Raw genomic sequence first — 24,133 nt, 5'->3', positions numbered from 1 at the left:
CCCGTCATCGACCCGAACGACGAGGCCCTCACCCGGGCCGCCCGGCTCGTGCACGTCGACCAGTACTACCTGCGGGCGGACACCATCTTCTCTGAACTAAGCGGGACGGCCTCCTTCGGGCAGCACGAAGTCCAGCGCGGGAGAAGCGGGCGCGGGCCAAAAGTCGGCGGGGCACCAGGCCGACCGGAACGGCTGCTCCCATCCAGTCGCCATGTCGGGGGTGACCAGGCCGAGGATCTTGCCCGGGTGCCGGAGTCGGTAGTAGTGCTTGAAGACCCTTCCGACTGTGTTGAGTGCTTGGTCCAGGTCCTTCCAGGCCAGGGTGATCTTCTCGTCGGTGATCTCCCGGTGGGCGACGATCTTGTTGGTGTAGTAGCGGGTGTCCCGTGCTGCTGCATGGAGAGCCGCAATGTGGATCTCGATCAGATCTTGGTCCAGGCAGCCCGTGTCAGGGGTGAGGGCGAACATGTCGAAGCCGTGCATCTGGATCGTTTTGTATTCGGCTGCGATCTCTGGGTCCGCGAGGATGCTTGCCTCGTAGCGGGCCCGGTTGGCCATCTGCGGAACCTCCGTGAGCCGACGGAGGCATCGGGCGAGGCTCGACGTCCTGCTGTCGGTGTCACACTCGCGGCGGATCCCTGTGCACTGGGTGGTCACGTAGTTCCTGATGAACCAGTTCGTGACGACGGTGTTGAGCTGCAGGCTCGGGCCACCTGCCACCCACATGTCCTGGATCGAGTTCCAGACATGGCGATTGTGAAAGAGCGTCTTGATGTCTCGTTCCGCGGCGTCGAAGTTGGCGCACCACTTCTGCCACCGGCCGTCTTCTTTCCTATTCGACGGCCCGGTGCTGGCCGCAAACGCGTCGTCGACCGGAACCCAGCCGTTCGAAAGGCACTCCTCATGCTGGTCGAGCCCGACGTCCGCGGGGACCCGATGTCGCCGCTGCGCTGGACCACCAAATCCACCCGCAAGCTCGCCGAGCAGCTGACCCGGCAGGGCCACACGATCTGCGCGGACACGGTGGGCGACCTCCTGCGGGAGGAGGGCTTCAGCCTGCAGAGCAACGCCAAGACCCTGGAAGGCAAGCAGCACCCCGACCGGGACGCACAGTTCCAATACCTCAACGAACAGGCCCGCGACCACCAGGATGACGGGGCTCCGGTGATCAGCGTGGACACGAAGAAGAAGGAACTGGTCGGCCCGTTCAAGAACAACGGCCGTGAATGGGCGCCGAGAGGCGAGCCGGTGCGAGTCGACACCCACGACTTCCCCGACCGCGAGCTGGGCAGAGCGGTGCCCTACGGCATCTACGACGTCGTCGCGAACACCGGCTGGGTCAACGTGGGCACCGACCACGACACCGCCGCGTTCGCCGTCGAGTCGATCCGCCGCTGGTGGAACGGAGCCGGGCGGGCCGCCTACCCGACGGCCGCCCGACTGCTGATCACCGCCGATGCGGGCGGCTCCAACGGGTATCGCACCCGCACCTGGAAGACCGAACTCGCCCGGTTCGCCGCCGAGGCCGGCCTGGCGGTCACCGTCTGCCACCTGCCTCCCGGCACTTCGAAGTGGAACCGGATCGAGCACCGGCTGTTCTCCCACATCACCATGAACTGGCGCGGAAGGCCCCTGACCAGCCACGAAGTCATCGTCGAGAGCATCGCGGCGACCACCACCAAAACCGGCCTGACCGTGCACGCCGAACTCGACACCAGCACGTACCCCACCGGCATCCAGGTCAGCGACGACGAGATCGCCGCCCTGCCGATCACCCGGCACCGCTTCCACGGCGACTGGAACTACACCCTCCAACCCCAGCACCCGCTGGACGCGGAGACAACCGACAGCACGTCAGACCCGGCCCCGGCGAGCAGACCGCCTCGCCTCACGCGGCGTTCGCTGCAGGACCCAGAACTGACCGGGATGACCCGCCAACAGCTCAGCGAGCTCATCGACGCGCTGACTCCAGCGCTGGAGGTTCAACGCGAGCAAGTGCTCCGCACACGTCGCGGTCACGAGCGCCTGGTGGCCCCTGGCACAGGTGCCAAAGCCAAGCTCACCCCAGCCGACAAGATTCTGGTCACTGTGCTCCACCAGCGCAAACTCGCGACCATGGACCTCCTCGGCCAGCTCTTCGGCGTCACCGCCATGACCATCAGCCGCGCGAAACAGGAGGTCCGCCCACTCCTGGAAGCACACGGCCACCACATCAACACCTCTACCGCCCGCCTTCGCACACCAGCCGACGTCGCGACGTTCCTGGCTCCCGACTCCACCCAGACCAAGGTCAAAAAGTCGAGTTAAAGATCTGCACGCCCTAAGGATGGCGTCGGTGATGAAGATCCTGCGGAAGTCGTGCGGCTGGAAGGTCAGCGGCTGTCCGCTGGCGTCGGTGATGCCGGTGTCCGCCAGCAGTGTGTTGAGCGACTGGCGGATCGTGGCAATGGAGATCGCCCTGTTCTCACCGCCCACGGGCCACTGGTAGAGCAGCGGCATGGGAGGGTTCCAGACCTTCTCGTGCAGGTCGTAGGACGGGATGCTCGGCACCCTGCCGTCCCGGCCGCGAACTCGGCTGATCACGGCGCTGAGAACGTCGGCGAGCTCCGGGCTGACCAGCAGGAGGCGTTCTTGATCCGTCTTGGACGGCGCGATCTGCAGGAGCGGGATCACTTCTCCGGTGGTCGGCAGCTTGTAGCTGATGATGCTGTGGTGGCCGAGTTCCTTGAGCTCTTCGACGCGCATCCCGGTATGCCGGAGGATCTCCACGGTCGCCCAGCCGTAGAAGGCCAGTTTCTCCTCCGTCCGGAAGTCGCGCTGCGTTCCTGTGGCGTCAATGGCCTTCGAAGGTTTGCCGCCGGCCCGCTCGGTGGATCGGGGCAGGGTGAAGCTCTCGCCGAGCACCGTGATGGTGGCTCCCAGGTCAGCCGCTTCCAGTGCCTCCAGGCGCTCCTGGGCTTCTTTCAGCCGGCGGGCAGCTGCCTGTACCAGTGCCGGCAGGACTGGCAGCCTCTCTCGGGTCCGGGCGTCAGATCTGGCGCGCACCTCCTGCGCGGCCTTCTTGGCGGAGCAGTCGGCTTCGGTCACTGGGGTCGGAGCGGCCCACGGTCCCCAGCGTTCGGGCTCGTCCAGAGCCCATTCGGCGATGTCCAGGTAGAAGCCCCGCACCGCCATCCTGATCATCAAGGCTCCGATGCGCGGCTCCGTTGTCGTGGCGACCGTGCCGTCCGGCATGCGGTGCCTGGCGGTCTTGACCGCGATCCGGGCCTTCCAGGCGTCGCGCACCTCCGGGACCAGGTGAAGGCTGTCGATCCCTGGGTGGTGCCGCTCTAGGTCGGCCCAGAAGTAGCCGACCAGATTCCTGGACAGATGCACCAACGTGACGTAGTCGATTGAGGGCTGCCGTTCAGTCAGGTAGCTGACGAGCAAGTCACGGATCGGCTTGCACTTCACGTCGAATCGGTCGACGAGCTGGGCCGGGCTCACCTGTCCGGCACGCTTCTCGATGCTCCGCAGGGTCTTGGGTGCGTCAGGGGGAAACTGGCCGCGGCTCTGAAGCAGGGCGTAGGCGAGCCGAGTGTGGCTCGTGGAGTTCGGCGTGGTCACCAACAGCAGTTCGAGGACATCGCCGACCACGATGTCGTCGATGCCGCCCCCCTTTGCCGCCAGGATGCGGGCCAGAGCCTTGAGCGCCTTCGAGGTGCGCCGCTGGTCCGGCTGTCCGGGCATGCGGACGTTACGCAGTGCGGCAAACCCCCTGGGATCGCGGGCGGCTTCGATGGCTTCGCGCAGGTGGGGCGACAGGCTGCTGGCGAGCCACGCCATGCTCGGGCGGATGACATCAGCGCAGATCAGCGCCAGTAGTCCGGACCCGAGCCCTGCCTTCTGCGGCTTTCTGCCGTGGGCGATCCCCCAGGCAAGGGGTGCCTCGGTCCAACCGACCGAGGTGGCGGCACCCGGGCTGGCGTTCCAGCGTTGCTGCCAGGTCTCGCCCTCGAAGGTCTCCAGCCATCGCAGCAGCAGACGCGCACCGACCATCCGCATCGAGTGGGTGGACTCCTTGCCGTTCTTGAACGGCGGCTGCCCCAGCCTGCGGAGAACCTCGTCGCGGGAAGATCTGGTAGTGCCCCAGTCTGTTCCCGGGCTACGTGGTGGGAACGTCTGCAGATAGGCATCGATCTCTCCGCCAGCCAGGCTCCTCGCAGCCCGGGCCGGCGGGGAGACGACGGGGACGGTGGTAGTCGTCACCTGGGCCTCCCACCGAAGAGAACGTCGAGGGAGTCGCGGTTATAGGCCGGCGCGGGCGGGGCCGGAGGCGGGTCGTTGCGCTTGCGCTCCTGGCGGGCATGGTGCGCAAGACCTGCCGAGATCACGTCGTCCCTGGTGGGTCGGTTGTAGATGTCCAAGGTGGACAGGTGCTTATGGCCGAGGATGTGCTGGACGTAGACCGGTGGCATGCTCGGGTCGTCGAGCATCAAGAATGTCGCCGTGTGCCGCAGGTCGTGAAGCGTCCAGTTGGCGCCCAGGAGCTCGTTGGCGCGGTTGAACATCATGCGGGCCGCGTCGTACTCCAACGGTCGCCAGGGACGGCGCAGAGTCCACCACAGCGGCTGCGAACGGCCGCGGGGAACGCCCTTTCCCCAGGCGTCTTCCTGGTAGAGCCGCAGCCAGACGAACGCATCGGGGGTGGCGGGCAGCTCCTGGTAATCGCGCGTGCCCTTTCGGATCACGCCGATGGTCTGCTGGCCGACGACCGCATCGCGCTGCTTGGCCGTGAGCAGTTCCTCGGCGCGAGCGCCGGTGGCGACCCAGAAGGCCAGTAGGGCTCGGTCGCGATGTGAGCGGAGACCTGCGAAGACCTCGGTGTACTTCTCGTCGGGGATGCGGCGCGGGATCCGCTTGGGGATCTTAGGTCGGTAGAGGCCGGTGCGCTGCTGCTTGTGTTCCTTCTCGGGGTTGTGGTGGGCGTTGGCTCGTGCCGAGCGCCGATTGCGGACCAGAGGGAAGGGATTGACCAGCAGCGAGCTGGTATTGCGCTCCAGATGGAAGTCGTAGAAGGTCCGCAGCACCGTCTCGCAGTGCGCCCGAGTATTGGGCGCGTACTTCTTCCCGACAGTGGGCTTGCCCGTCACCGGGTTCGGGGATCCCGGCGCTGGACTGCCGGTCCGGGCAGGTTGGGGTGTCTCGGCGGGGTTCTTGCCGCGGTGGCGCCAGTGAACTCGTACCGGCTTGTCCGCCAGCTTCATCCACAGCATGAAGTCTCGGGCATCCTCACGAACCGCGCGGTCCCACTCGATTCCGCATGCCCACAGGTAGCGCCACCAGCGCAGCAAATCCATCCCGTACGAACGAGGCGTCAACGGAGAGCTGTCCGCTGCCATCAGGTCTTTGAGGTACGCCGCGACAGGTTCGATCGGCCGTCCGAACGGGTCCAGCACCTGATACGGCTCCCAGGGGTCTCCCGTCTCCAGCAACCTGCCCAACTCAGGCAACACGAAGTTCTTCAGATCCCTGTCGGGACGCTGTTCACCGGGCATGCCGGGAAGCTAGCTGAAACCCCAACTGACCTGCAAACACTTGTGAGTTGGTTCGGTCAACACGCCTGGAACCAAGATCGGCCCCAAGATAACGGTCGCCACCATCTCCGGCTTCACCCCGCCGTCAAGGTTCAGCAGGGCGTCCAGGATGTGCAGGGAGTCGCGCGGGGTGCCCCACGAAGAAGCCGCGCGGCAGCGCCGTCCCGACGCGCCCGCCCCGGGATCGGTGAACCCGGTCACGGGGAAGGCCGCGCCCGGCGAGAACTATGCCGCTCGGACCAGGCGGCACGCTCGCGCGGTGGTCCGCTCGTTCTACGAGTACCACCGCGAGACCCACGGCCGACCGCTGATCAACCCGTTCCCCCAGGGCGGGGCTACCGACGAGGGGAGTCCGAATGCGCATCACAACCCGATGCAGCCGTTCCTGCGGCCCTCGTGCCGGGGCACCTATCAGCCCAAGGAGCCCAAGCCGACCCCGAGGATCATTCCTGACCAGGCGTTCAGCGACCTGTTCGCCGGGTTGAAGTACAACCGGGACAGAGCTCTGATCGCGTTCTACATCTCCACCGGCGCCCGCGCCTCCGAGCTGCTGGGTGTCCCGCAGGGCCTGGTCGCGCCCGGGGACCAGACGATCGGCGTGGTCCGCAAGGGCAGCCAGGTCCTACAGCACCTTCCCGCCTCCGCCGACGCGTTCGTATGGCTGCGGCTCAATCAGCAGGAACTGCGCGGCATGGTCTCCAAGCACCCGTCGGAGCCGCTGTGGTGGACGCTGCGACGGCCCTTTCGCCCACTGGAGTACGACGCGGCCCGGATGGTCTTCACCCGAGCCAACAAGCTGCTCGGCGCGAACTGGACCCTGCACGACCTGCGGCACAGCGCGGCCAAGAGGATGGTCCGCGATCCCAACCTGACCCTCGCCGACGTGCAGTGGGTCATGGGGCATGCTCACATCACCACCACGGAAATTTATATCGCTCCCACTCCCGACGAGGTCGTCGCCCACGTCCTGGCGCACCACGAGCGGCAGCGCACCGAGCAGACCAAACCGCCGGCCCCGCCGGCACCGGGATACCGCCCCGAGGTGCTGGCAGCGCTGTTCGGCACATCAACGGCCAACAGGGAGAGCCGGTGAACCCGACCGTGAACGTCGATGTCGCCAGGCCCGTCGAACCACATGAGGTGGGGAACGCGCTGGAGTGGGAACCGCGAGTCGGCAAAGCGAGCTGGTGGCAGACCCGTCAGAGCCGGGAGAGCCTTGTCGAGCGGCTGCTGGGATTGTTCACCGACCCCGGTGCGGGCCTGACCCGCGACAAGACCCGGCGGTGGGGCCTGGGCAAGCTGCTGGACTGGCTCGACGGCCAGCCCGGAGAGACTTGGCAGGATCGCTGGATGGCCAGCGGGGCGGACGACGCCGGCTTCGAGTGGACCGATCTGCCCCTGCAGGGACGCGGCACCCCCAAGAGCCACTGGCGCGATGAACTGTCCACGGGGCTTGTACTCCTGGTCGCCGGGCAGGCGATCCGCCCCAGCTACCCGTGGCTGCTGCGGCAGCGCGTGACAGTGTTGCTCACTGAGTCCCGGGCAGCCAGCGACCCCGATGCCTTCCAGCGGCTCGAACAGCTGGCTCAGCACGCAACAGCCACAGCGAGGTCCGACGCCCTGAACAAGCTCACCTGGATCGTGATCCGCAAGGGCGGCCTGGTCAGCGACATCACCGTCGGTGACTGCATCGAGCTGACCGCCGCACTGGAGGAACACCACTTCCGGGGCAGCGCGGGCCGGCCACTGTTCTATGCCCTGCTCAAGGAGACCGGCGTGCTCCCGCCCAGCGCACCGCTGCGGCTGCGGGCGCTTCGCATCGAGGGCCGCCGCAGCATCGAGCAGATCGTCGACGCGTACGGCATCGAGTGCCGGGCCGTCCGTGACCTGCTGGTCGAGTACCTCACCGAGCGGGCTCCCGAGCTTGACCACGTCTCGCTGCGTTCTATCGCCCGCAAACTGTGCCGTTTGTTCTGGCGCGACCTGGAGATCCACCATCCGGGCATCGACTCGCTGCGGCTGGCGCCCGAGGTCGCGCAGGCGTGGAAGGAACGCCTGGCCTACATTCGTGACGCTCAGGGCCACCCGATGCGGCCGCGGGTGAACTTCCGCGGCGAGCTGGTGTTCGTCCGGGCGTTCTACCAGGACATCGCCCGCTGGGCAGCCGACGATCCGGCGCGGTGGGCGCCTTGGGCGGCGCCGTGTCCGGTCAAGGCGAACGAGTGCGCGACGAAGAAATCCAGGTCCGGGGTGAAGTCCCGGATGGACCAGCGGACCAGGACCCAGCTGCCGCTGCTGCCCGCCCTGCTTCGCGCCGTCGACCTGCAGCGCAAGGACACCCTGGCCCGTATCACCGCAGCTCGTGCGACGCCGGCCGGTGGACGGTTCCTCGTTGCCGGGGAGGAGTTCGAGCGCTGCGGATCCGGACAGGCCCGCCGCGTCTACGTCACAGAGGTGGCCGCTGGCAGGCGGCGGAACCTGACCCACGAGGAGGAGGCGGCGTTCTGGTCCTGGGCGACGGTGGAGGTGCTGCGGCACACCGGCATCCGGATCGAGGAGATGCTGGAGCTCACCCACCACAGCTTCATCGCCTACACCCTGCCCACCACTGGCGAGGTGGTACCGATGCTGCAGGTCGCCCCGTCCAAGACCGATGCCGAGCGACTGCTGCTGGTCTCCCCGGAGCTGGCGGAGGTGCTGACCGCGGTGATTTACCGGGTACGGGCCGGGAACGGTGCCCTGCCGCTGGTGCCGGCCTACGACGTGTTCGAGCAGACCTGGAGCCCGCCCATGCCGTTCCTGTTCCAACGCAGGTACGGCACCGAGGACCGGCCGCTGAACCGTAGCTACATCCGCGAGTGCCTGGTCGCGACCTCGCAGTCCGCCCAGATCACCGTGGCCGGCGCCCCGCTTGAATGGCGCCCCCACGACTTCAGAAGGATCTTCGTGACCGACGCCATCCGTTCCGGGCTGCCGCCGCACATCGCCGCGAAGATCTGCGGTCATGCCGCTTTGGACACGACCATGGGGTATGCCGCGATCTACCCGGAGGACGTGATCTCCCATCACCGGGCCTTCATCGCCCGCCGCAGAACCGAGCGGCCCAGCGAGGAGTACCGCGAGCTCACCGCCACCGAGTGGGACGAGTTCCTCTCCCACTTCGAACTCCGCAAGGTCGCCCTGGGGACCTGCGGCCGCGACTACGCGACCCCGTGCCAGCATGAAAACGCCTGTGTCAGAAGCTGTGTCAGAACCGGTGATCTGTGATGTTCGGTAGCTAGGTATCCAGGTAGCCGGTGACCTGGGCCGTGATGGGTCGTTGCAGGGACGTGTCGTACGAACGTCTCGATTCAGCCATGGAGCAACTGATCTGTTCTCGAAGCCAGTTGGGGTGCCGGTAAGACCCGTGTCACCGATCCTGCTGGCTTATTCGGTCACGCGGCGAGCCGTTGGTCCCCAAGGCTGGGAACGGGCCCGTAGTACACGGTCGGTCTGGCCTGATTCGCGCGCCACCCGGGCGCGGGGGCGCGCAATCGAGCGCTGTCGAATACGCCTGTACGCGGATGGCGGCGGCGGGTGCGCCTGCGGGACCATTTCCTCTCCGTCACGCGGATCACGGGGGCGTCAGCCTTCCGTAACAGATCTCGTCCGTGGGCATCCCTGTGCCCGACCGGACGCGTGGACACGTGCACATGGACGTCCGACTCCGGGGGTGGCCGACGATGTTTCCCGACCCTGCTCAGCAAGCGGGCCAGCAAGCCTTCAATGACTCCGTCAGGCGGCAGGCGAACGACCACCTGGACGCCATGCGCCGTAGCCGCGGCCGCAACGGGGGCCGCTCCGGTTCCGGTCTCGGCGGCCTGCTGAAGCTCCTGCTCCTCGTCGCGGTCGCCGCCGTCCTCGTGCAGAACCCTGAACTGCGCGCCGACCTCTGGACATTCGCCCAGAACGTGTGGACGGACGTCCAGAACCGCTAATGATCAGAAACGGTTTGGGTTCTGGGCCGTTGGACGGGTGTGAGCGATCTGGTAGGGGACGCACGGCATCCAGGGCCTTTGCCACGCCCGTGCCTGTCGTCCGCGTCGGCGGCCGGCGCAACCGCTCCAGCTCCGAGATCCGACGGCCTTCCGGAACGTCCAGGGCCACCAGGTCGCTCACCCGGAAGGAACCGTCGTGAAGAACTTCCTGGCTTTTCTCGCGGTTTTGCTGCTTGCCGTTCTCGCCTTCACCACCGTGCACAACGGCACTTTCGCTCTACCGTGGCAGGACTCGGGTGCCGGTTCGGGCTCCGCCGACGGCCGCAGCGGAAGCGGCGGCGGCTCGGGGTCGACCTCCGGGTCCGACACCGAGACCGGCCCGGGCAAGGCCAGTTCGGGGAACAGCGGCAACAACGGCGGCATAACCACCAGGCCGGGCAAGAGCAGCAGCAGCCCCACGCCCCCGGTCGGCCCGGCCCAGCTCGTTCCAGACGGACTGCCGTGCAGCGATGGGGCGAGCTGCGGCGTATATGGCAGCGGGTTCGCGCCCGGCGAGCTGGTCGACCTGTACTACACCTGGCCCGACAGGAGCGGTGAGACTAAGTACGGTCCGCGGCGGGCCGATGACGCCGGGAGGATCGATTGGAGCGTCCTACGCGCCATCAGGGACAGCGGCACCATCCGCGTCCGGGCGGTCGGTCAGACCTCTGGGCTCACCGCAACTACCAGCTACCACGACTCCGGCGCCTACTGACTTGCTACCGCCTCGTCGGAGTCTTCCTAAGCGCATCCCCTTCCGTCTGCCGCCGGCCCTCCCCGGGTCGGCGGCCGGTCCCGTTGCGGGCATGTTCGACCACCAGAACTGCCCCGACCCTCTAGGCCAGAGGACTGATCACCGCCGTTTGCGGCCGGTGAAGATCCTGCTGGCCTATTCCGTGCCTGGCGGAGCTCATCCCCTCGACCGCATCCGCGTTAGCCAGCTTGCCGACCCCGGCATCTCCCTCACCGCGTGAGTGGATAAGCCAGCAGGATCGTCACCAGCCGCAAACGGCGGCTTCCTGCCCACCATTGGGCTCGTCTCGTTGAACAGGGAGCCGTGCTCCTGTGGCAATCGAGGCTCGGACTGGTTGTCGGTGCTCTGATCTCCCAAGCGCACCGCAACCGTAGGTCGCCGTGCCTGGTCTTTCTCCTCATGACAGACACGCGACGACCGCGACCCGCCCTGCACGACCGGGAGCTGCGCCTGTGGAAGGTCGGCCGGGCCCTGACGGTCACCTTCGCCGCGGCAGTCCTGGCAGCGGGCAGTGTCTTCTACGGCCTGGTCGTCCTGCTGGACTTCCAGGAGATCGATAGCACCGCGAAGCTCGACGCGAGCACGCTGTTCGACCTGGTGAAACTCTCCTTCGGCGTGGTCGCCGGAGCCGGTGCGCTCGTCGCCCTGGTGGTCGCCTACCGCCGCCAGCGCGTCGACGAGGCTGGCGCGCACCGTGATGCCACCCGGCTCCACACCGAGCGGTTCTCCCAGGCCGTCGACAAGCTCGGCTCGGACTCTCCCGCTGTCCGGCTCGGGGGCGTCCACGCTCTGACGGGCCTCGCCGACGACGCCCCCGACGACAGCCTGCGCCAGACGTGCATCGATGTCCTGTGCGCCTACCTCCAGCTCCCCTTCACTCCCGACCCGGGCGACGACCCCGCCCACCAGGCCGAACACCACCAGTACCTGGCCTTCCGCAAGGTCCGCCACACCATCCTGCGCCTCATCGGCGACCACTACCGACGTCCCCGGGGAACCCACCGCTCCTGGCAAGGCTGCGACCTCGACCTCAGCAGCGTCACCATCGACGGCGAGATGGACTTCGGCGGTGCGACGTTCTCCGGCGGCATCGTGTCCTTCGCCGGTGCGACATTCTCCGGCGGCATCGTGTCCTTCGCCGGTGCGACATTCTCCGGCGGCGACGTGTACTTCAACAGGGCGACGTTCTCCGGCGGCATCGTGTCCTTCGGCCGTGCGACGTTCTCCGGCGGCGACGTGTCCTTCACCGACGCGACGTTCTCCGGCGGCACGGTGCCCTTCAACGATGCGGCGTTCTCCGGCGGCACGGTGTCCTTCTTCGGTGTGGTGATCTCCGGCGGCGCGCTGGTCTTCAACGGTGCGGCGTTCTCCGGCGGCGTGGTCGACTTCGATGGAGAGCTCGGGCCAGCTCCCATTGGGCTCCTCGATGCCGTCGGCACTCCTGTTCCACCGTCAGTCAGCCTTCCCCCGAATTGGCTCCTCTCTGGTTCGTAGGCACCGGGAAGGGCGTGAGTAAGCGTCGAAGTGATCGTCTGGCCGACATTCGCCCCTGCGGGTCAGCATCCCCGCAGTCACAAGGCCTGACCGCTCGCTTGCGGCTGGTGACACGGTTCTTACCTGCACCCCCAGTTGGAGGGCGTCGCCGCTGTTCTTGCACCCGACGAGCTGGTCGGTTCCAGCCCGGAGGAACGCTCCGCCCGGGAGGAACTGTGCAGCGATGCTCTCCAGCTCCTGGAAGATGCCGAAGCGGCAGTCAACTCGGGAGAGCCAGCCGATGTCCTCATCGCCTTGGTCAACGCGATTGACGGGCTCGCGGGACAGTTACGGGACCGCGTCCTGGACCAGGTCGTGGAGTCCAGTCCGCCCCCGGACCCGTGGCCGCTGTGAGAGAGGCCTGCCCGAGGTCAGCGCAGGGCGATGGGGGCCAGCCGGACCGTCTGCGGCTGAATCCGCCGGAGACGTATCGGCTTGGGCTTGCCGGCCACCTTCACCGGTTCGACGGGGTGCGGTGAGGTCCGTGGTGGCCGGGGAGGGCGGGTGAGGCGGCGGACCATGAGGGTGATGAAGGTCCAGGTGATGTGGGCCTCGCTGTGGGAGATGAGCCTTTCGTAGTCCCGCACGTTTCTGCGGGCTCTCATGATCCACGAGATGGCCCGCTCGACTCGCCACCTTTTGGCGAGGACGGCGAAGCCGTCCTGGTCCTTGCGGCGGGGCACCGTCTTGAGGGTGATGCCGAGGAAGGAGTGGGACCAGTCGACGAGGGTTCCGCCGTAGGCGGAGTCCGCCCAGGCGACGGTGAGTTCGGGATGGGTCAGGCGCAGGCGGAACAGCTGGTCACGGGCGGGGATGCTGTCGTGCGGCGAGGCCTTGGTGACCATGACGGCCAGCGCCATGCCGCGCATGTCGACGGCCAGGTGTCTCTTCCTGCCGTTGATCAATTTTCCGCCGTCGAAGCCGCGGGTGTCCTGGCCCACTGTCTCGGCGCCCTTGACCGACTGGGAGTCCAGGATGACCGCGACGGTGTTGGGATTGAGGCCGTCGTGAAGGCGGACCAGTTGGTGCAGCTCGGCGTGGATGCGGGCCAGGTCCCCACTTGCCCGCCACCGTTGAAAGAATCCGTAGACCGTGCGCCAGGGGATCCCGAAGTCGACGGGAACGGACCTCCACTTGCAGCCATTGTCGTTGACGTAGCGGATGGCATCGACGACGTTGCGGCGCGGATGTTTCTCCGGGCGCCCGCCCGTGGGCAACTCGCAGGCCGGGACGGGCAGCAGCGGTTCGAGGACGGCCCATTCGGCGTCCGTGGTGTCACTGGGGTAGCACCGCTCACGCACGGCCGACGGCCGGGTCTCGTTCGTGGTCATCAGCGTTCCATGCGGGTGAGGACTTCCAGGGTGGCCTTGACGCCGCCGAGCTGGTCCAGGACCAGGCGGATCCATTCGTCGTCCGGGATTTTCCTGGCGTGCGGGGCGATGATCCCGGTGATGAAGTTGGTGACCCGGTGAAGTTCCGCCTGGAAGACCGCCCGCTCGTAGGAGATCCAGACCCCGCTCTCCTCCGACATCTGAAAGCCGTCCCGTCTGCTGTAGGTCACCGGCGGGAGACCTTCCTTGACCGCGACCTTCCGCAGGAACCTCAGGCCCGCCCAGACCTGCGACGGTGTGCGCTTGGTCGCCCGGCACAACTGGGGGGGCGACAGACCCGCCGGCTGTGCCTCCTGCAGGGCCTTGCGTACCGCCTGGCCGTGGACGTGGGCGGGCAGACCCGCCCCCATGACTACTGGCCCCGCAGCAGCTGAGCGAGCTGTTCGTCGAGGTCGACCTGCCCGGTCGCGGCCGCGGTCTCGATCCAGTCGGCCGCGCGGAGCTTCTCCAAGTGGTTTTCCAACACCTTCGTCTGGGCGTCGGTGAACTCGTGCCCCCGCAGCTTCGGGACCAGCCGAGCGGCCCCGGCGATGAACCCCTGGCAGACGGCAATCAAGTCATTGAACTCCATCGACTTCCGCCAGCTGTGGACGATGCGGGCCGGGTCGTCGAACCGCTCGCCCTCCTCGGCGAAGGCATCCGCGTACTCCTCGTCGAACTCGTCACCGTCGAGCCCGGCCTGCTCGAACTGGGCCTCGTTCACGTTCTCCCGGGCCTCGGCATCGCGCATGGCCTTGAACGCCACCTCCGGCCGGCGCAGGAAGTCGGTGGCCACCTGCGCCGCCACCGCCTCGTCATCGCGCGCCAGTTCACGGATCGCCTCGACCTTCTCCTCGGTGGTGACCGGGACCTGGATCTCTTCGGTCTTCCAGCCCACCACCTTCTTCGCCACCTCCGCACTCCACCGACGCCGGCCGGTGCGCTCGCTCAGCGGAGGGTTCCCGATCAGCTCGAACCGGTCCGGCGCGGAGGCCAGGATCCGGTGCACCTCGTAGGAGACCCCCGTCTGCCGGTGCTCGGCGGGCCACTGCGCGGCCACCCACCGGTGCGTACGGACGGTGTAGAAGGACAGACCGAGCTCCTCGGCGAACAGCCGCAGCGACTCCTCCACACCCTGGTCACCCTCGTCGAGCGGCAGGTGACCGCCGTGCCCGCGCAGCGGCTCCAGCTCTTTACCGACCGCAGATTGTGCTGTTCGTGTTGTCCGTCCGGGCCTGTGACGTGGACGTCACGGGCTCGTTTTCCGACCGGGATCCGGGACGTACGTCATGTTCCGGAGTCGGTACGGAGGACAAGTGGTACGGCACGTGGTCATCGGGGACTTGAGGGTCCAGCGGATCGACCGGAAGGACGGGCAGCGGTCGTGGACGATCGTGTGGCCCGAGGGCTCGGTCTACAAGGAGGCGGACCGGTTCCTGCGGGGGTACGAGGGCTCGGGCACGCAGCGGACGTACGCGTACTTGCTGGTGGATCATCTGCGCTGGTTGGAGCGGGAGTGCCTCGGCTTCAGCGCAGTGATGCTGCGGGATCTGGAGCGGTACATGGGCCTCGTTGGGGCGGAGGTCCGGCTGCCACTTGGTGAGCCGTGGCGTCTGGGGAAGCGGCCGTACGGGCAGGCGGCGCTGTCGACGGCGGCGGCCTGTTTGAAGGGCTTCTACCTGCAGATGGCATCGCTGGGCGTCAACCCGGACCTGGGCTCGGCCCTGAATGTATCCCGGCTGCCGAGCCGGGCCGACCGCGACCGTGCGCTTCTCGGACACGCCGTCCGTGGTCTGCCGGCGAACCCGCTGGCGCCGCGGAGGGTGCGGCGTCGGCATCCGAAGATGCTCCCGGAGGGCGCGAAGGACCGGCTGCTGGCCGAGGCCCACTCGGCCCGGGACCGCATGCTCGTCAGCTGGCTGGCCGACGGCGGCTTCCGTATCGGCGAGTTGTGCGGCCTGCACCTCGTTGACCTGCACCTCCGTGAAAGGGCAGCCTGCGGGGAGTGCAGGGCCCCGCACGTCCACGTCTGCCATCGCGGTGCGAATCCGAACCGCGCCCGGGCGAAGACCAAGTACCCCTGGTCCATGGAGAACGATGTGGTCACCGGCGGGCTGATCAAGCGCGTCAGCCCGAACATGATCCACACCTACTTTGAGTACATGACCGGCGAGTACCCGAAGCGGCCGGACCACGGGATGCTGCTCGTTCAGCTTCATGGCTCGCAGCAGGGCCAGCCGTGGGCCACCGTCGGCGCCCGCCGGATGCTCGGCCGGGCCGCGGCCCGCGCCGGCCTGGGCAAGGTGAACCCCCATGCATTCCGGCACGAGTTCGCCTCCGCGGTCCTCGACGCCGCCCGCGGCAACCTCCTGATCACCCGGGACGCGGGTGGCTGGGCCTCCACCAGCACACCCGACGAGATCTACGGGCATGTCGACATCCACGATCCGGACTTCGACGCCGCGCTGCGCAAGGTCTGGGGTGATCAGGGATGACGGAAGCTCACGGTGGACTGCGGCTGCTTGCCACGCGGGATGGGCGGGAGTTCCGCGACCGGCTGGAGATCCTGACAGCGCTGATCGAAGGGCCGGGTTTCGACCCGCTGCTGCGGAGCGAGGTCATCAAGGTTCCGCCCGAGCATGCAGCCTTCGGCTGGGGATGCCGGGTTCCGGACTGCGAGCGTTCCGTGCACGGCACCAGCGATCTCTGCAACACCCACCGTCAGGAGTGGTCCGCGCAGGGCGGCGATGAGGCGGACCGAGCTGTCTTCTTGCGCACGGCCACGCCGCTTCCGCAGGTCACGTCCGCCTTCACAGGCCTTTGCCGGGTCACCTGCTGCGAGCGAGTAGCCCTGGGTCACAAGCACCGCTTCTGCGCTCGGCACGATCACCGCTGGCGCCGTGCCACGGCCCGGGCACGCACCCGGGGCGTCTCGTTCGACCTCGACGGGTGGCTGAGCGAGGAGGTCCCCTACCCGGGTTTCGGCACCTGTGTGGTGGCCTGCTGCCACGACGGCGCACTCTCCCCGCTGGGGCTGTGTCCCAATCACGATCAGCGCTACACGCGGGCCGGGCGGCCCGGCGGAGCCGAGCTGCCGAAGAACTGGTACCACTTGGACGAGCCGAATCCGGCGTTCCCGGTCGTGCACTACGAGGACGAGCACGCGTTTCGCGAGTGGTGCCGCACAACCGATCCCGTGCTCCGAGTCGGCGAGGTCAACCTGCTCGGTCTGAACCCACTCCTGCGGGCGGAGATCCAGTGGGGGCTGTTCACGCATCTCCAGCACAACCCCCGCACCCGCTGGACTCCGGTCGCCGTGCAGGGCCTGGTCAACACCTGCCGGCAACTGGACTCGCTGATCGACCTCGACCTGGAACTCTGCTCCACCCGGTCGCGGGTCCTGGCCCGGGAGATGCTGCAGGGCCTGCGATCGGTCTACGTGACGCCGTCCGAGACCCGCGAGGCCGGCTACCTCGAACTTGATCACTTCGGCACCGGCATCCGCGGCATGCACAGCCATTACGACCTATCCGGGGTGTCCCAGCGCTGGCTTCGTGACCTGCTCTGGGACTACCTCGCGAACCTCTTGCGAACCCCTGGCAGCCCCCGCACCAGGGCGCCCTACAACGACATGCGACGCGCCTGTTTGGAGCTGAGCGCCTACCTGGAACTCGGTGCCGAGGACGGCGGCCATGATCCAGCACTTCTGCGGGCCGAACACGCGCACCGCTTCCTGGCCGACCAGCGTCACCGGGCCCGCAACAACCTGCCGTCGCTGGTGGTGCGCCTGCGGACGGGCAAGCCCACCACCGTCACCGACACGACCCTGCACTTCGTCTTCAGCCAGGCTCGCCGCATCATGCGGTGGGCGCTGGAGTCAGGCGAAGGGGACCGGATCGGCCTGGACAGGGAGTTCGTCACCGGCTTCCCGCCCATGGGCACCGGAACCCACCGCACCCGAAGTCCGTTCACCGACGAAGTGGCTCGGGCCCTCGCCGCCGAGGACAACCTCCAGCGGTTCGCTGACTCCTACGACCCCGGCGACCGAGGGCTGCGTGCCATCTGGGAGACGATCATCGTCACCGGCCGCAGAGCCGGTGAAGTACTCAAGCTGAGGCTCGACTGCGTCGGCCGCTACAACAAGCTGCCCATGCTCTGGCACGACCAGACCAAGGTCGGCAACTACGACCAGGCCGTCCGCATCCCGGACCCCACCTACCAGCGCATTCGTGAACGCCAGAGCCTCACCCTGGCACGCTTCGAAGGCAGATTCGGCCGACGGCCGACCCATCAGGAGCGGGCCCGAATGGCCCTGTTCCCCGCCACGAAGCACAATCCCGGCTTCGAACGGTCCGTCAGCTACGGATGGTATGGAGCTGCGTTCCACGACTGGGTGTCCGAACTGGACCTCGGTTCCTGCGTCACCCACCAGGCCCGTCATACTTTGGCGACCAAGCTCCTCGCCAACGGGGCCGGTCTGCATCACATCAAGCGGTTCCTCGGGCACGTCTCGACGCGCATGGCCGAGCACTACGCGAAGGTCGCCGTCTCCGAGATCGAGGATGTGCTGCAGCACATCTGGGTGGCCGGACCTGGAGCCGCCCGTCCCGGCGAGGCCCTATCCACCGGAGCCACCCCCCTCGACCGGCGCCAGGCCGAGGCCCTGGCCCTGGACCTCACCCGCCGCAGCACCCCCGCCGAGGGCGGCTACTGCACCTTCCAGCCCGTGGTCGACGGCGGCGCCTGCCCCTGGAGCCTGAACTGCCACAGCTGCGAGAAGTTCGTGATGTCGGGCGCCGACCTGCTCTACTGGCGACGCAAGCGGGAACAGTGGATGTCGATCGCAGAGCGGGCACCGGACGACACCACCGCCGACTACCTGCACCAAGTCTTCGAGCCCACAGCCCGCGCCATCGACGGCCTGGAGAATGCCCTGGCTGGCCTCGGCCTCCTGGAGGACGCCCTCGCCCTCGACCTGCGCAGACCCCAGGACTACTTCCACCGCATGTGGTCCACCGCCTTCCGGGCCACAGACCTCGCCGACGCGGTAGATACCGTGGAGAACACGTACGGCGACGAGGACACCACCGACGACCAAGAGACATACGCATGAACGCCAGCACCGTTCCCGAACCACGCACGGCCGCCGCTCTGGCTGCCCGCCGCCGCAGCACCACGGCGGCCGTCAGACGCGTCCACGAGGCCGTCGCCAGGCTCCGCCGCGAGAAGGCCCAGATCAGCGTTGCCGCCGTTGCCCGTCGCGCGGGAGTCTCCCGCACCTTCCTCTACGACAACTCCGAGGCCAGAGCCGCCGTCGCCTCAGCAATGACCGAGGCCGGCGAACACCGGACCCGGATCCTCGCCGACCCCCAGGACGACGAGCGCGGGCAACCTGGCGCGAGCGCGCACTGAACGCCGAGAACACCATCAAGGCCGCCCACGCCGAGATCCTCGCCCAGCGGGAACGCATCGGCGAACTCTTGGGCCAGATCCGCGACTTGGAGACCGAATGGACCGAGGAGACGATCCAGCGGATCACCACCGAGAACGCCACCCTCAAACAGCGGGTCCGCCAGCTCGCCACCGACAACCGCACCCTCGAGGAGCGGCTCAAGGCTGCCCGTTCCAACCTTCGTTTCCAGGACCGGCGCATTGCCGACCTCGAAGCCCGCCTCGCCGACCCGGAATCGGCGACGTGCTCCTGCCTGCCCGCTCCAGGGTCTGTCGGGAGGCCGAGGAAATGAAGCAGGACTTTGCCGCAGTTACGACGGGCCGTCGCAGGTAGTTCCTTCGCAGAGTCGTCAAGGTAGGGCTACTGACGGAGGAAGAGCCGAAGTAGTCGCCATGCGCGGCGGCGACGGATGGGATTGGTCGAGTACACGTACACCAGTGCCAAATTGGTGATGAGGACGGCAATGAGAAGCAATGCAGATCCTGAGCCGAGCATCACGACGGTATTCGTCCTTCCGACCGAAGTCACATAGCGCACCCCGACACTCAGGTCGGCGATGGCGTGCTATTTGCTGTTGCGTCGCTCGCGGTGAGCGATCGGACTTCTACCGTGACCCACGCTTTTGGCTCGTTTACCGCTGCTGGCAAGACGTGACGGATCCCGCCATGTTTTCCATGAAACATGACATTCGCTGCCACGCTGTCCCTCGCACGACAACCCGGCGTCATGTCCTTCGCTTTACAACTGCTGACAGTCTCGGCATGCTCAATCCACTATGACGGTCTCTCACTCCACCCCGGATCCAGCAGACGGTCGCGCTCTGGCCGAGCTCCGGCAGCATCTGCAGAATCTGCACCTGCACGCGGGCGAGCCCAGTACCCGGACGATCTCCCGCCAGACCGGCAAAACGATCAGTCACACTACGGTGAATACGGTACTAAAGTGCGCAAAGGTGCCCCGATTCGGACAACTGGAGCTGGTCGTCGAGGCCCTGGGGGGTGACGTTGCTGAGTTCAAGCGCTTGTGGGTCGTCGCCAGGCGCGCTGAGGAGAGCGAGTCTGTTGGGAAAGCCGTCTCTGACTCGTCTGCCTCGATCGTTCAGCCGGGACCGATGAGCCTTGACGAGCCGGTTCAAGTAAACGTCCAACCCGCAGCCAGCGACAACAATGAGTGGGGGGCGGCTGAAGACCTAATTGCTGGTCACAGGGACGCTGTGGTCTCGGTGGCGTTTTCTCCGGACAGCCGTCAGATCGCGACCTCCAGCATAGACGCCACCGCCCGGCTGTGGGACTCTTCCACCGGTGCCTCGGCGGCGGAGCCTCTTACCGGTCATAGCGGCCCTGTGTGGGCGGTGGCCTTCTCTCCTGATGGCCGGCTGCTCGCCACCGGCGGCCACGATGCCACCATCCGGCTGTGGGACCTGGCAACGCATACGCCTGTCGGTGATCCGCTGACCGGGCACACAGGCACCGTGGTGGCGCTGGCGTTCTCGCCTCAGGGGCGCCTGCTTGCCAGCGCAAGCAGGGACGCCACAGTGCGACTTTGGAATCCGACCACGGCAACGCCAGTCGGCGAACCGCTGACCGGCCACAGCGACGCCGTGGTGTCTGTGGCGTTCTCTCCTGATGGGCAACTGCTCGCCACCGCAAGCCATGACGGCACCACGCGGCTATGGCAGTTGCCTTCTCCGTACCGCAATCTGCTAACCAGCAGGGAGAGTGAGATCCTCGGCTTGATAGCCGAGGGTCTGTCCGATCACGGCATCGCGGAACGACTACACATGAGTCGCCAGACTGTCGAAACTCATATCCGACAGATCGCCATGAAGCTCGATTTCCCTGTCGATAGCGCATACAACAGGCGAGTACTCATGGCACTGGCGTCGTTGCGCGGGGGGATCTGACGCTCCGCTTGGCCGCAGTGTCAGGCCAACGGTGTCGGAAGGAAAAGCATCAGCGCCAGCCATGGACGGCCCCCCTCCGGCCAGTCGAAGGTCCCAAGCGCTGGACGTTCATCCGACGTGGCCACCCAGACGAGCTACAGCAACCGCCCCAACCCGCCGTCACGGACATGTAGTCTACGAATCGTCGCAGTTCAGAGCCGGTTCATGAACTCCTGCGGTCAGTAAAGATCTCAAGGGCGGCGTCCCCGAGCGAGAACTGGCAGCGGGTGTCCTCCTCCACCATGTCCAGAGATTCGACCACCAGCTCGTCGTAACGGCTTCGCGTGACCTTCCCGACCATCTCCACCATTGGGGCCATGGCGCACCACCCGGCGCGGGCCGAAGCGTCGGCGTCCTGCGTCGGCTGCGGAACCCCGGCCCGGCGTTGTGGCCAGACTCCACCTCGCACCGCCAACATCACCAGATACGGAGCCAACATGGCCGATTCCAGCCCCTGTTGCGACCGCAGCCCCCGGAGTCACCGATCGGTACACCAGTAGCAGAACGTCACCGATCACCGGTTCTGACACAGTGCCCCCTACTTCTCGTGGACCCGGCCCAGATGCCACGCCTCCAGGAGATCCACGCCAACCTCATCGACCGGCTCCAGGAGGCCAGGGACCATGGCTGGTTCGGCGAGGTCGCCGCGATCGAGACGACTCTGGCCGCCGCCGCCCAGAAACTGGAGGCCATGCGCGACCGTGCGGCCCAGCCGTCCACCGTCCACCTCGGCATGCCCGACATCCGCAGCAGCGTTGGTCGCATTACTCCGTAGCTGTGACAGATACGGCCGCGCAAGCCGGGCACGCTGATCCGTGATGACGCGGCTGCCCATCTTGACTACCGGATTTCCGTCGAGGCCGGGTCGAGGAAGAAGAGGCACTGCTTCGCGTTGAATTCGCCCACCTCGGCGACGAAGCGGAACTTATCGCCCGCGCGGACGGTGGCGGGGATCTCCGTGCCGGTCAGTTTCAGGTCGAGGATGTTGACGCCCTCGTACTTGAAGGCCGGGCCGATCCCCGTGTTCGGTCCCTTGTCGCCTGGGCCCAGGAGGAAGTCGTAGCGGGTGTCGTAGTCACCGTGGGGTGCCATGTGCACGATCGAGCCGTCGAAGGCGACCGTCTTGCCCTTGTACTTGGTCGCGAAGTCCGGGTTCGCGCTGTCGCAGGAGTCCGGCGTCTTCAGCAGCGCCGCGAACTCCCGGTTGTTCTGAGGCGTGATCACCTCAGCGGCAGCCGACCCGGGCGTGGTCGGAGTCGACGTGGCGGAGCGCTCTGCGCTCGCAGTGACCGCCGTCGGCTTGTTCGACTCGTCCTTCTTCTCACCTCCGTCCTCGAGTGCCGCGGCTACGCCGATGACGATGGCCAGGATCACGAGGCCGCCGACCGCGGTGCCGATCAAGAGTCGCGGCAGGGGCTTCTTCGGCCGGCGGAAGTTGAGGGTGGAGCGCAGCATGCCCTGGGCCTGTTCCACGAGCTCCCAGCCGTCCTTCTGCATCTTCGAGATCACCAAGCCGTCGGTGCCGCGAACAGTCTGCACGGTCTTGTACTCGTACTTGATCTCGTCGGCCATGCGGCTCCGCGCCCCCTAAATGAACTGTTCATACCAACTGCCTCGCGAGCATAGGAGACTTCGCGAGGAACCAGGGATGGCCCGGCGAGGTCGCCGCGATCGAGGCCAGCCTCGTCGGCGCCAAGCAGAAGCTCGCCGCCATGCGCGACCTCACTGGACGGAAATCGAGTGTCCACCTTGGCATGCCGGGCCGACGCCGGTGACCATCACTCCCCAATAGTTAGAACTACCCGTTACTCAAAGCCCGTTGCAAGGACAACCCACACCCAGCTAAGATCTCAGAAGAGCAAGATGAACAAGACTGGGAGGTTCTTTTGAGCGTGATCATCCGTATCGCTATTCCCGGCGTCACCGTGGAGACCAGGACGGTCGGAGATGACTTGCACATCGACATCAGTCCGGAGGGAGGTGCGACCAGCCCCGCGACGCAGACAGCTCCGGGAGGGCTCTCGCCCATGATTGAGTCCGGCGACCTGAAGGCCGGCGAGGTGCTCTATTGGTCCCGCCCTCGTCTCGGAGTGCGACACAAGGCGACGGTGCTGCCGAACGGCTGGCTGTCGTTCGAAGGTAAGCCCTATCGAACTCCCTCAGGAGCAGCCGTGGCCGCGGCAGGATCCCAGGCTGATGGCTGGACTGCATGGAGGCGGGAGCGTGACGGCGTGATCATCGGCTCCCTTCGCCGAGCGCAATAGGAACGTGAACGAGGTTGGGGCGTGAGGAGACGCCTGGTGTCGCACGCCCCAACCAACTACGGAGTCAATTTCCGCGTCGCGACACGCCCGATGGCTTTCTGCGTCTGGGCTTTTTGCGCACCACGCTCTGTGACCGGCCACCAGCTACGTGCATCACCGGTCTCGCTGGACAAGTTCGGATAAGCATGTGTTCGATGCCCGGTACTGATCGTGGGACCAGGCGAACGCCCCCGCCTGGAAGAGATCCGCGAGAACCTCCACGCCAGGATCGCCGAAGCCGAACGCGAAGGATGGCTGGGCGACGTCGAGCAACTGACCGTCAGCCTCGCGGCCACCGATGACAAGATCGCCCAGATTGACTCCAATGAGCTTCTTCGAGCCGGGCCCCGATCAGGTGACACCCGACAAGCGCAACGAGCGAGGCCCCCGGACAGTTGATCGAGATGTCTGACGTCTCAACCACGCTGCTCAGGGCCCTCGTTGGTCATCTATCCTGCCGCACTCGACCTGCCACATGCGCTCGTGGAGTGGGTCACCATGCTCATCGTCACCCGTGAGGGCGACCGACGCTGCAAGCTCCGCCCGTCCCAGCGCGCGATGGTGGCACTGGTGTACCTACGTGAGCACACAACCTTGGCAAAGATCGCTGCCGGGTTCGGGATCAGCGAGTCCACCGCCCACGCCTACACCAACGCAGTCACCGACCTGCTCGCCCAACGTGCGCCAGGTCTACTGAAGGCCCTGCGCGAGGCCGACCCCGACTTCGTCCTGCTGGACGGGACCCTCGCCGAGTGCGACCGGGTCGGCGACTCACGCGCGGACTACTCCCACAAGCACCGCCGGCACGGAGTGAACGTACAGGTGGTCACCGATCCGGACGGCCGTGTGGCTCTCACCCGCGCTGCCGGGCCGCGCCCACGACCTGACCGCCGCCCGCACCCACCGGATCATCCGCATCTGCGAGCGCCAGGGCGTTCCCATCCTGGCCGATCTCGCCTACCAGGGCGGCGGCCCCTGGCTGACCACGGGCATCAAACGCAGGCCCCTGCAGGAACTCACCCCCACCGAGAAGACCGTCAACCGGGCCCTGGCCGCGGCACGGGCACCGGTCGAACGCGGCGTCGCCCGCTTGAAATCCTGGCGGATCTTCCGCAGGTCCCGATGCAGTCCGAACCGCATGACGTCAATCGCCAAAGCCATCCTCACCCTGGAGCGTCAAGGCTGAA

General features: G+C 66.9%; 21 protein-coding genes and 1 pseudogene. 15 read left to right on the top strand and 7 right to left on the bottom strand.

Features of this window, described 5'->3' with window-relative positions; translation table 11 throughout:
- Positions 1 to 96: 96 nt before the first annotated feature.
- Positions 97 to 483 (bottom strand): hypothetical protein, encoded by a 387-nt coding sequence (locus ACZ6D7_RS45445; RefSeq protein ID WP_469504353.1) that lies wholly within the window; start codon positions 481 to 483, stop codon positions 97 to 99.
- A 162-nt stretch (positions 484 to 645) separates the two neighbouring features.
- Between ACZ6D7_RS45445 and ACZ6D7_RS45440 the strand changes: the two genes are divergently transcribed.
- Complete coding sequence (locus tag ACZ6D7_RS45440) at positions 646 to 2,307, top strand: ISAzo13 family transposase (protein WP_469504378.1); 1,662 nt, start codon at positions 646 to 648, stop codon at positions 2,305 to 2,307.
- A 1,937-nt stretch (positions 2,308 to 4,244) separates the two neighbouring features.
- Here ACZ6D7_RS45440 and ACZ6D7_RS45435 read toward each other — a convergent pair.
- Positions 4,245 to 5,537, bottom strand: a complete 1,293-nt coding sequence (locus ACZ6D7_RS45435) for a tyrosine-type recombinase/integrase (RefSeq protein ID WP_469504350.1) — start codon at positions 5,535 to 5,537, stop codon at positions 4,245 to 4,247.
- Positions 5,538 to 5,706: 169 nt separating this feature from the next.
- On the opposite strand from ACZ6D7_RS45435, the gene ACZ6D7_RS45430 reads away from it, so the two are divergent.
- The 6 genes from ACZ6D7_RS45430 to ACZ6D7_RS45405 all read left to right on the top strand — a co-directional run bounded on the left by ACZ6D7_RS45430 (position 5,707) and on the right by ACZ6D7_RS45405 (position 11,840).
- Positions 5,707 to 6,669, top strand: coding sequence for a tyrosine-type recombinase/integrase (locus ACZ6D7_RS45430; protein WP_469504348.1), 963 nt, complete (start codon positions 5,707 to 5,709; stop codon positions 6,667 to 6,669).
- Positions 6,666 to 8,843 carry a tyrosine-type recombinase/integrase gene (locus tag ACZ6D7_RS45425; protein ID WP_469504345.1) on the top strand — a complete coding sequence of 726 codons (2,178 nt, stop codon included), beginning with the start codon at positions 6,666 to 6,668 and terminating at the stop codon, positions 8,841 to 8,843. Before ACZ6D7_RS45430 ends, ACZ6D7_RS45425 begins: the two co-directional genes overlap by 4 nt.
- A gap of 539 nt (positions 8,844 to 9,382) precedes the next feature.
- On the top strand, positions 9,383 to 9,553 hold the full coding sequence (locus ACZ6D7_RS45420; RefSeq protein ID WP_469504342.1) for a hypothetical protein: 171 nt from the start codon (positions 9,383 to 9,385) through the stop codon (positions 9,551 to 9,553).
- A 196-nt stretch (positions 9,554 to 9,749) separates the two neighbouring features.
- Positions 9,750 to 10,307, top strand: a complete 558-nt coding sequence (locus ACZ6D7_RS45415) for a hypothetical protein (RefSeq protein ID WP_469504339.1) — start codon at positions 9,750 to 9,752, stop codon at positions 10,305 to 10,307.
- Between the two features lie 91 nt (positions 10,308 to 10,398).
- On the top strand, positions 10,399 to 10,566 hold the full coding sequence (locus tag ACZ6D7_RS45410; RefSeq protein WP_469504337.1) for a hypothetical protein: 168 nt from the start codon (positions 10,399 to 10,401) through the stop codon (positions 10,564 to 10,566).
- A gap of 179 nt (positions 10,567 to 10,745) precedes the next feature.
- On the top strand, positions 10,746 to 11,840 hold the full coding sequence (locus ACZ6D7_RS45405; RefSeq protein WP_469504334.1) for a pentapeptide repeat-containing protein: 1,095 nt from the start codon (positions 10,746 to 10,748) through the stop codon (positions 11,838 to 11,840).
- A gap of 410 nt (positions 11,841 to 12,250) precedes the next feature.
- On the opposite strand, the gene ACZ6D7_RS45400 is transcribed toward ACZ6D7_RS45405, so the two are convergent.
- From ACZ6D7_RS45400 to ACZ6D7_RS45390, 3 genes are read right to left on the bottom strand one after another with little or no spacing between them, the layout of a single operon-like run.
- Positions 12,251 to 13,180: an IS5 family transposase gene (locus ACZ6D7_RS45400; protein WP_469504375.1), complete on the bottom strand. Its 930-nt coding sequence runs from the start codon at positions 13,178 to 13,180 to the stop codon at positions 12,251 to 12,253.
- 29 nt (positions 13,181 to 13,209) lie between these two features.
- On the bottom strand, positions 13,210 to 13,620 hold the full coding sequence (locus tag ACZ6D7_RS45395) for a hypothetical protein (protein WP_469504331.1): 411 nt from the start codon (positions 13,618 to 13,620) through the stop codon (positions 13,210 to 13,212).
- Between the two features lie 2 nt (positions 13,621 to 13,622).
- Entirely contained in the window at positions 13,623 to 14,381 is a 759-nt protein-coding gene (locus tag ACZ6D7_RS45390; RefSeq protein WP_469504329.1) for a DUF6192 family protein, read from the bottom strand.
- 184 nt (positions 14,382 to 14,565) lie between these two features.
- Here ACZ6D7_RS45390 and ACZ6D7_RS45385 point away from each other — a divergent pair, with 184 nt between their 5' ends.
- The 5 genes from ACZ6D7_RS45385 (at position 14,566) to ACZ6D7_RS45365 (ending at position 20,604) form a co-directional block, all read left to right on the top strand.
- On the top strand, positions 14,566 to 15,744 hold the full coding sequence (locus tag ACZ6D7_RS45385; protein ID WP_469504326.1) for a tyrosine-type recombinase/integrase: 1,179 nt from the start codon (positions 14,566 to 14,568) through the stop codon (positions 15,742 to 15,744).
- A complete protein-coding gene (locus tag ACZ6D7_RS45380) occupies positions 15,741 to 18,362 on the top strand; it encodes a tyrosine-type recombinase/integrase (RefSeq protein ID WP_469504323.1) in 2,622 nt (873 codons plus the stop codon). The genes ACZ6D7_RS45385 and ACZ6D7_RS45380 overlap by 4 nt, the downstream gene beginning before the upstream one ends.
- Positions 18,359 to 18,661 carry a DUF6262 family protein gene (locus ACZ6D7_RS45375; protein WP_469504319.1) on the top strand — a complete coding sequence of 101 codons (303 nt, stop codon included), beginning with the start codon at positions 18,359 to 18,361 and terminating at the stop codon, positions 18,659 to 18,661. Before ACZ6D7_RS45380 ends, ACZ6D7_RS45375 begins: the two co-directional genes overlap by 4 nt.
- A gap of 86 nt (positions 18,662 to 18,747) precedes the next feature.
- On the top strand, positions 18,748 to 18,993 hold the full coding sequence (locus tag ACZ6D7_RS45370) for a hypothetical protein (protein ID WP_469504316.1): 246 nt from the start codon (positions 18,748 to 18,750) through the stop codon (positions 18,991 to 18,993).
- A gap of 483 nt (positions 18,994 to 19,476) precedes the next feature.
- Positions 19,477 to 20,604, top strand: a complete 1,128-nt coding sequence (locus ACZ6D7_RS45365; protein ID WP_469504314.1) for a LuxR C-terminal-related transcriptional regulator — start codon at positions 19,477 to 19,479, stop codon at positions 20,602 to 20,604.
- A gap of 202 nt (positions 20,605 to 20,806) precedes the next feature.
- On the opposite strand, the gene ACZ6D7_RS45360 is transcribed toward ACZ6D7_RS45365, so the two are convergent.
- On the bottom strand, positions 20,807 to 20,962 hold the full coding sequence (locus ACZ6D7_RS45360; RefSeq protein WP_469504311.1) for a hypothetical protein: 156 nt from the start codon (positions 20,960 to 20,962) through the stop codon (positions 20,807 to 20,809).
- A 243-nt stretch (positions 20,963 to 21,205) separates the two neighbouring features.
- Between ACZ6D7_RS45360 and ACZ6D7_RS45355 the strand changes: the two genes are divergently transcribed.
- Positions 21,206 to 21,418: a hypothetical protein gene (locus tag ACZ6D7_RS45355; RefSeq protein ID WP_469504309.1), complete on the top strand. Its 213-nt coding sequence runs from the start codon at positions 21,206 to 21,208 to the stop codon at positions 21,416 to 21,418.
- 65 nt (positions 21,419 to 21,483) lie between these two features.
- Here the strand turns inward: ACZ6D7_RS45355 and ACZ6D7_RS45350 are convergent, their stop codons facing one another.
- The gene (locus tag ACZ6D7_RS45350; RefSeq protein WP_469504307.1) at positions 21,484 to 22,215 is read right to left on the bottom strand and encodes a DUF4839 domain-containing protein; all 732 of its coding nucleotides are present in this window, start codon (positions 22,213 to 22,215) and stop codon (positions 21,484 to 21,486) included.
- 320 nt (positions 22,216 to 22,535) lie between these two features.
- Here ACZ6D7_RS45350 and ACZ6D7_RS45345 point away from each other — a divergent pair, with 320 nt between their 5' ends.
- Positions 22,536 to 22,907, top strand: coding sequence for a restriction system modified-DNA reader domain-containing protein (locus tag ACZ6D7_RS45345; protein ID WP_373463576.1), 372 nt, complete (start codon positions 22,536 to 22,538; stop codon positions 22,905 to 22,907).
- Positions 22,908 to 23,387: 480 nt separating this feature from the next.
- Positions 23,388 to 24,132 (top strand): annotated as a pseudogene (locus ACZ6D7_RS45340) (transposase).
- Position 24,133: the final 1 nt, after the last annotated feature.

Source organism: Streptomyces sp. NPDC041784 (genome assembly GCF_055591025.1).
This window is presented reverse-complemented; position numbering and strand designations above follow the sequence as displayed.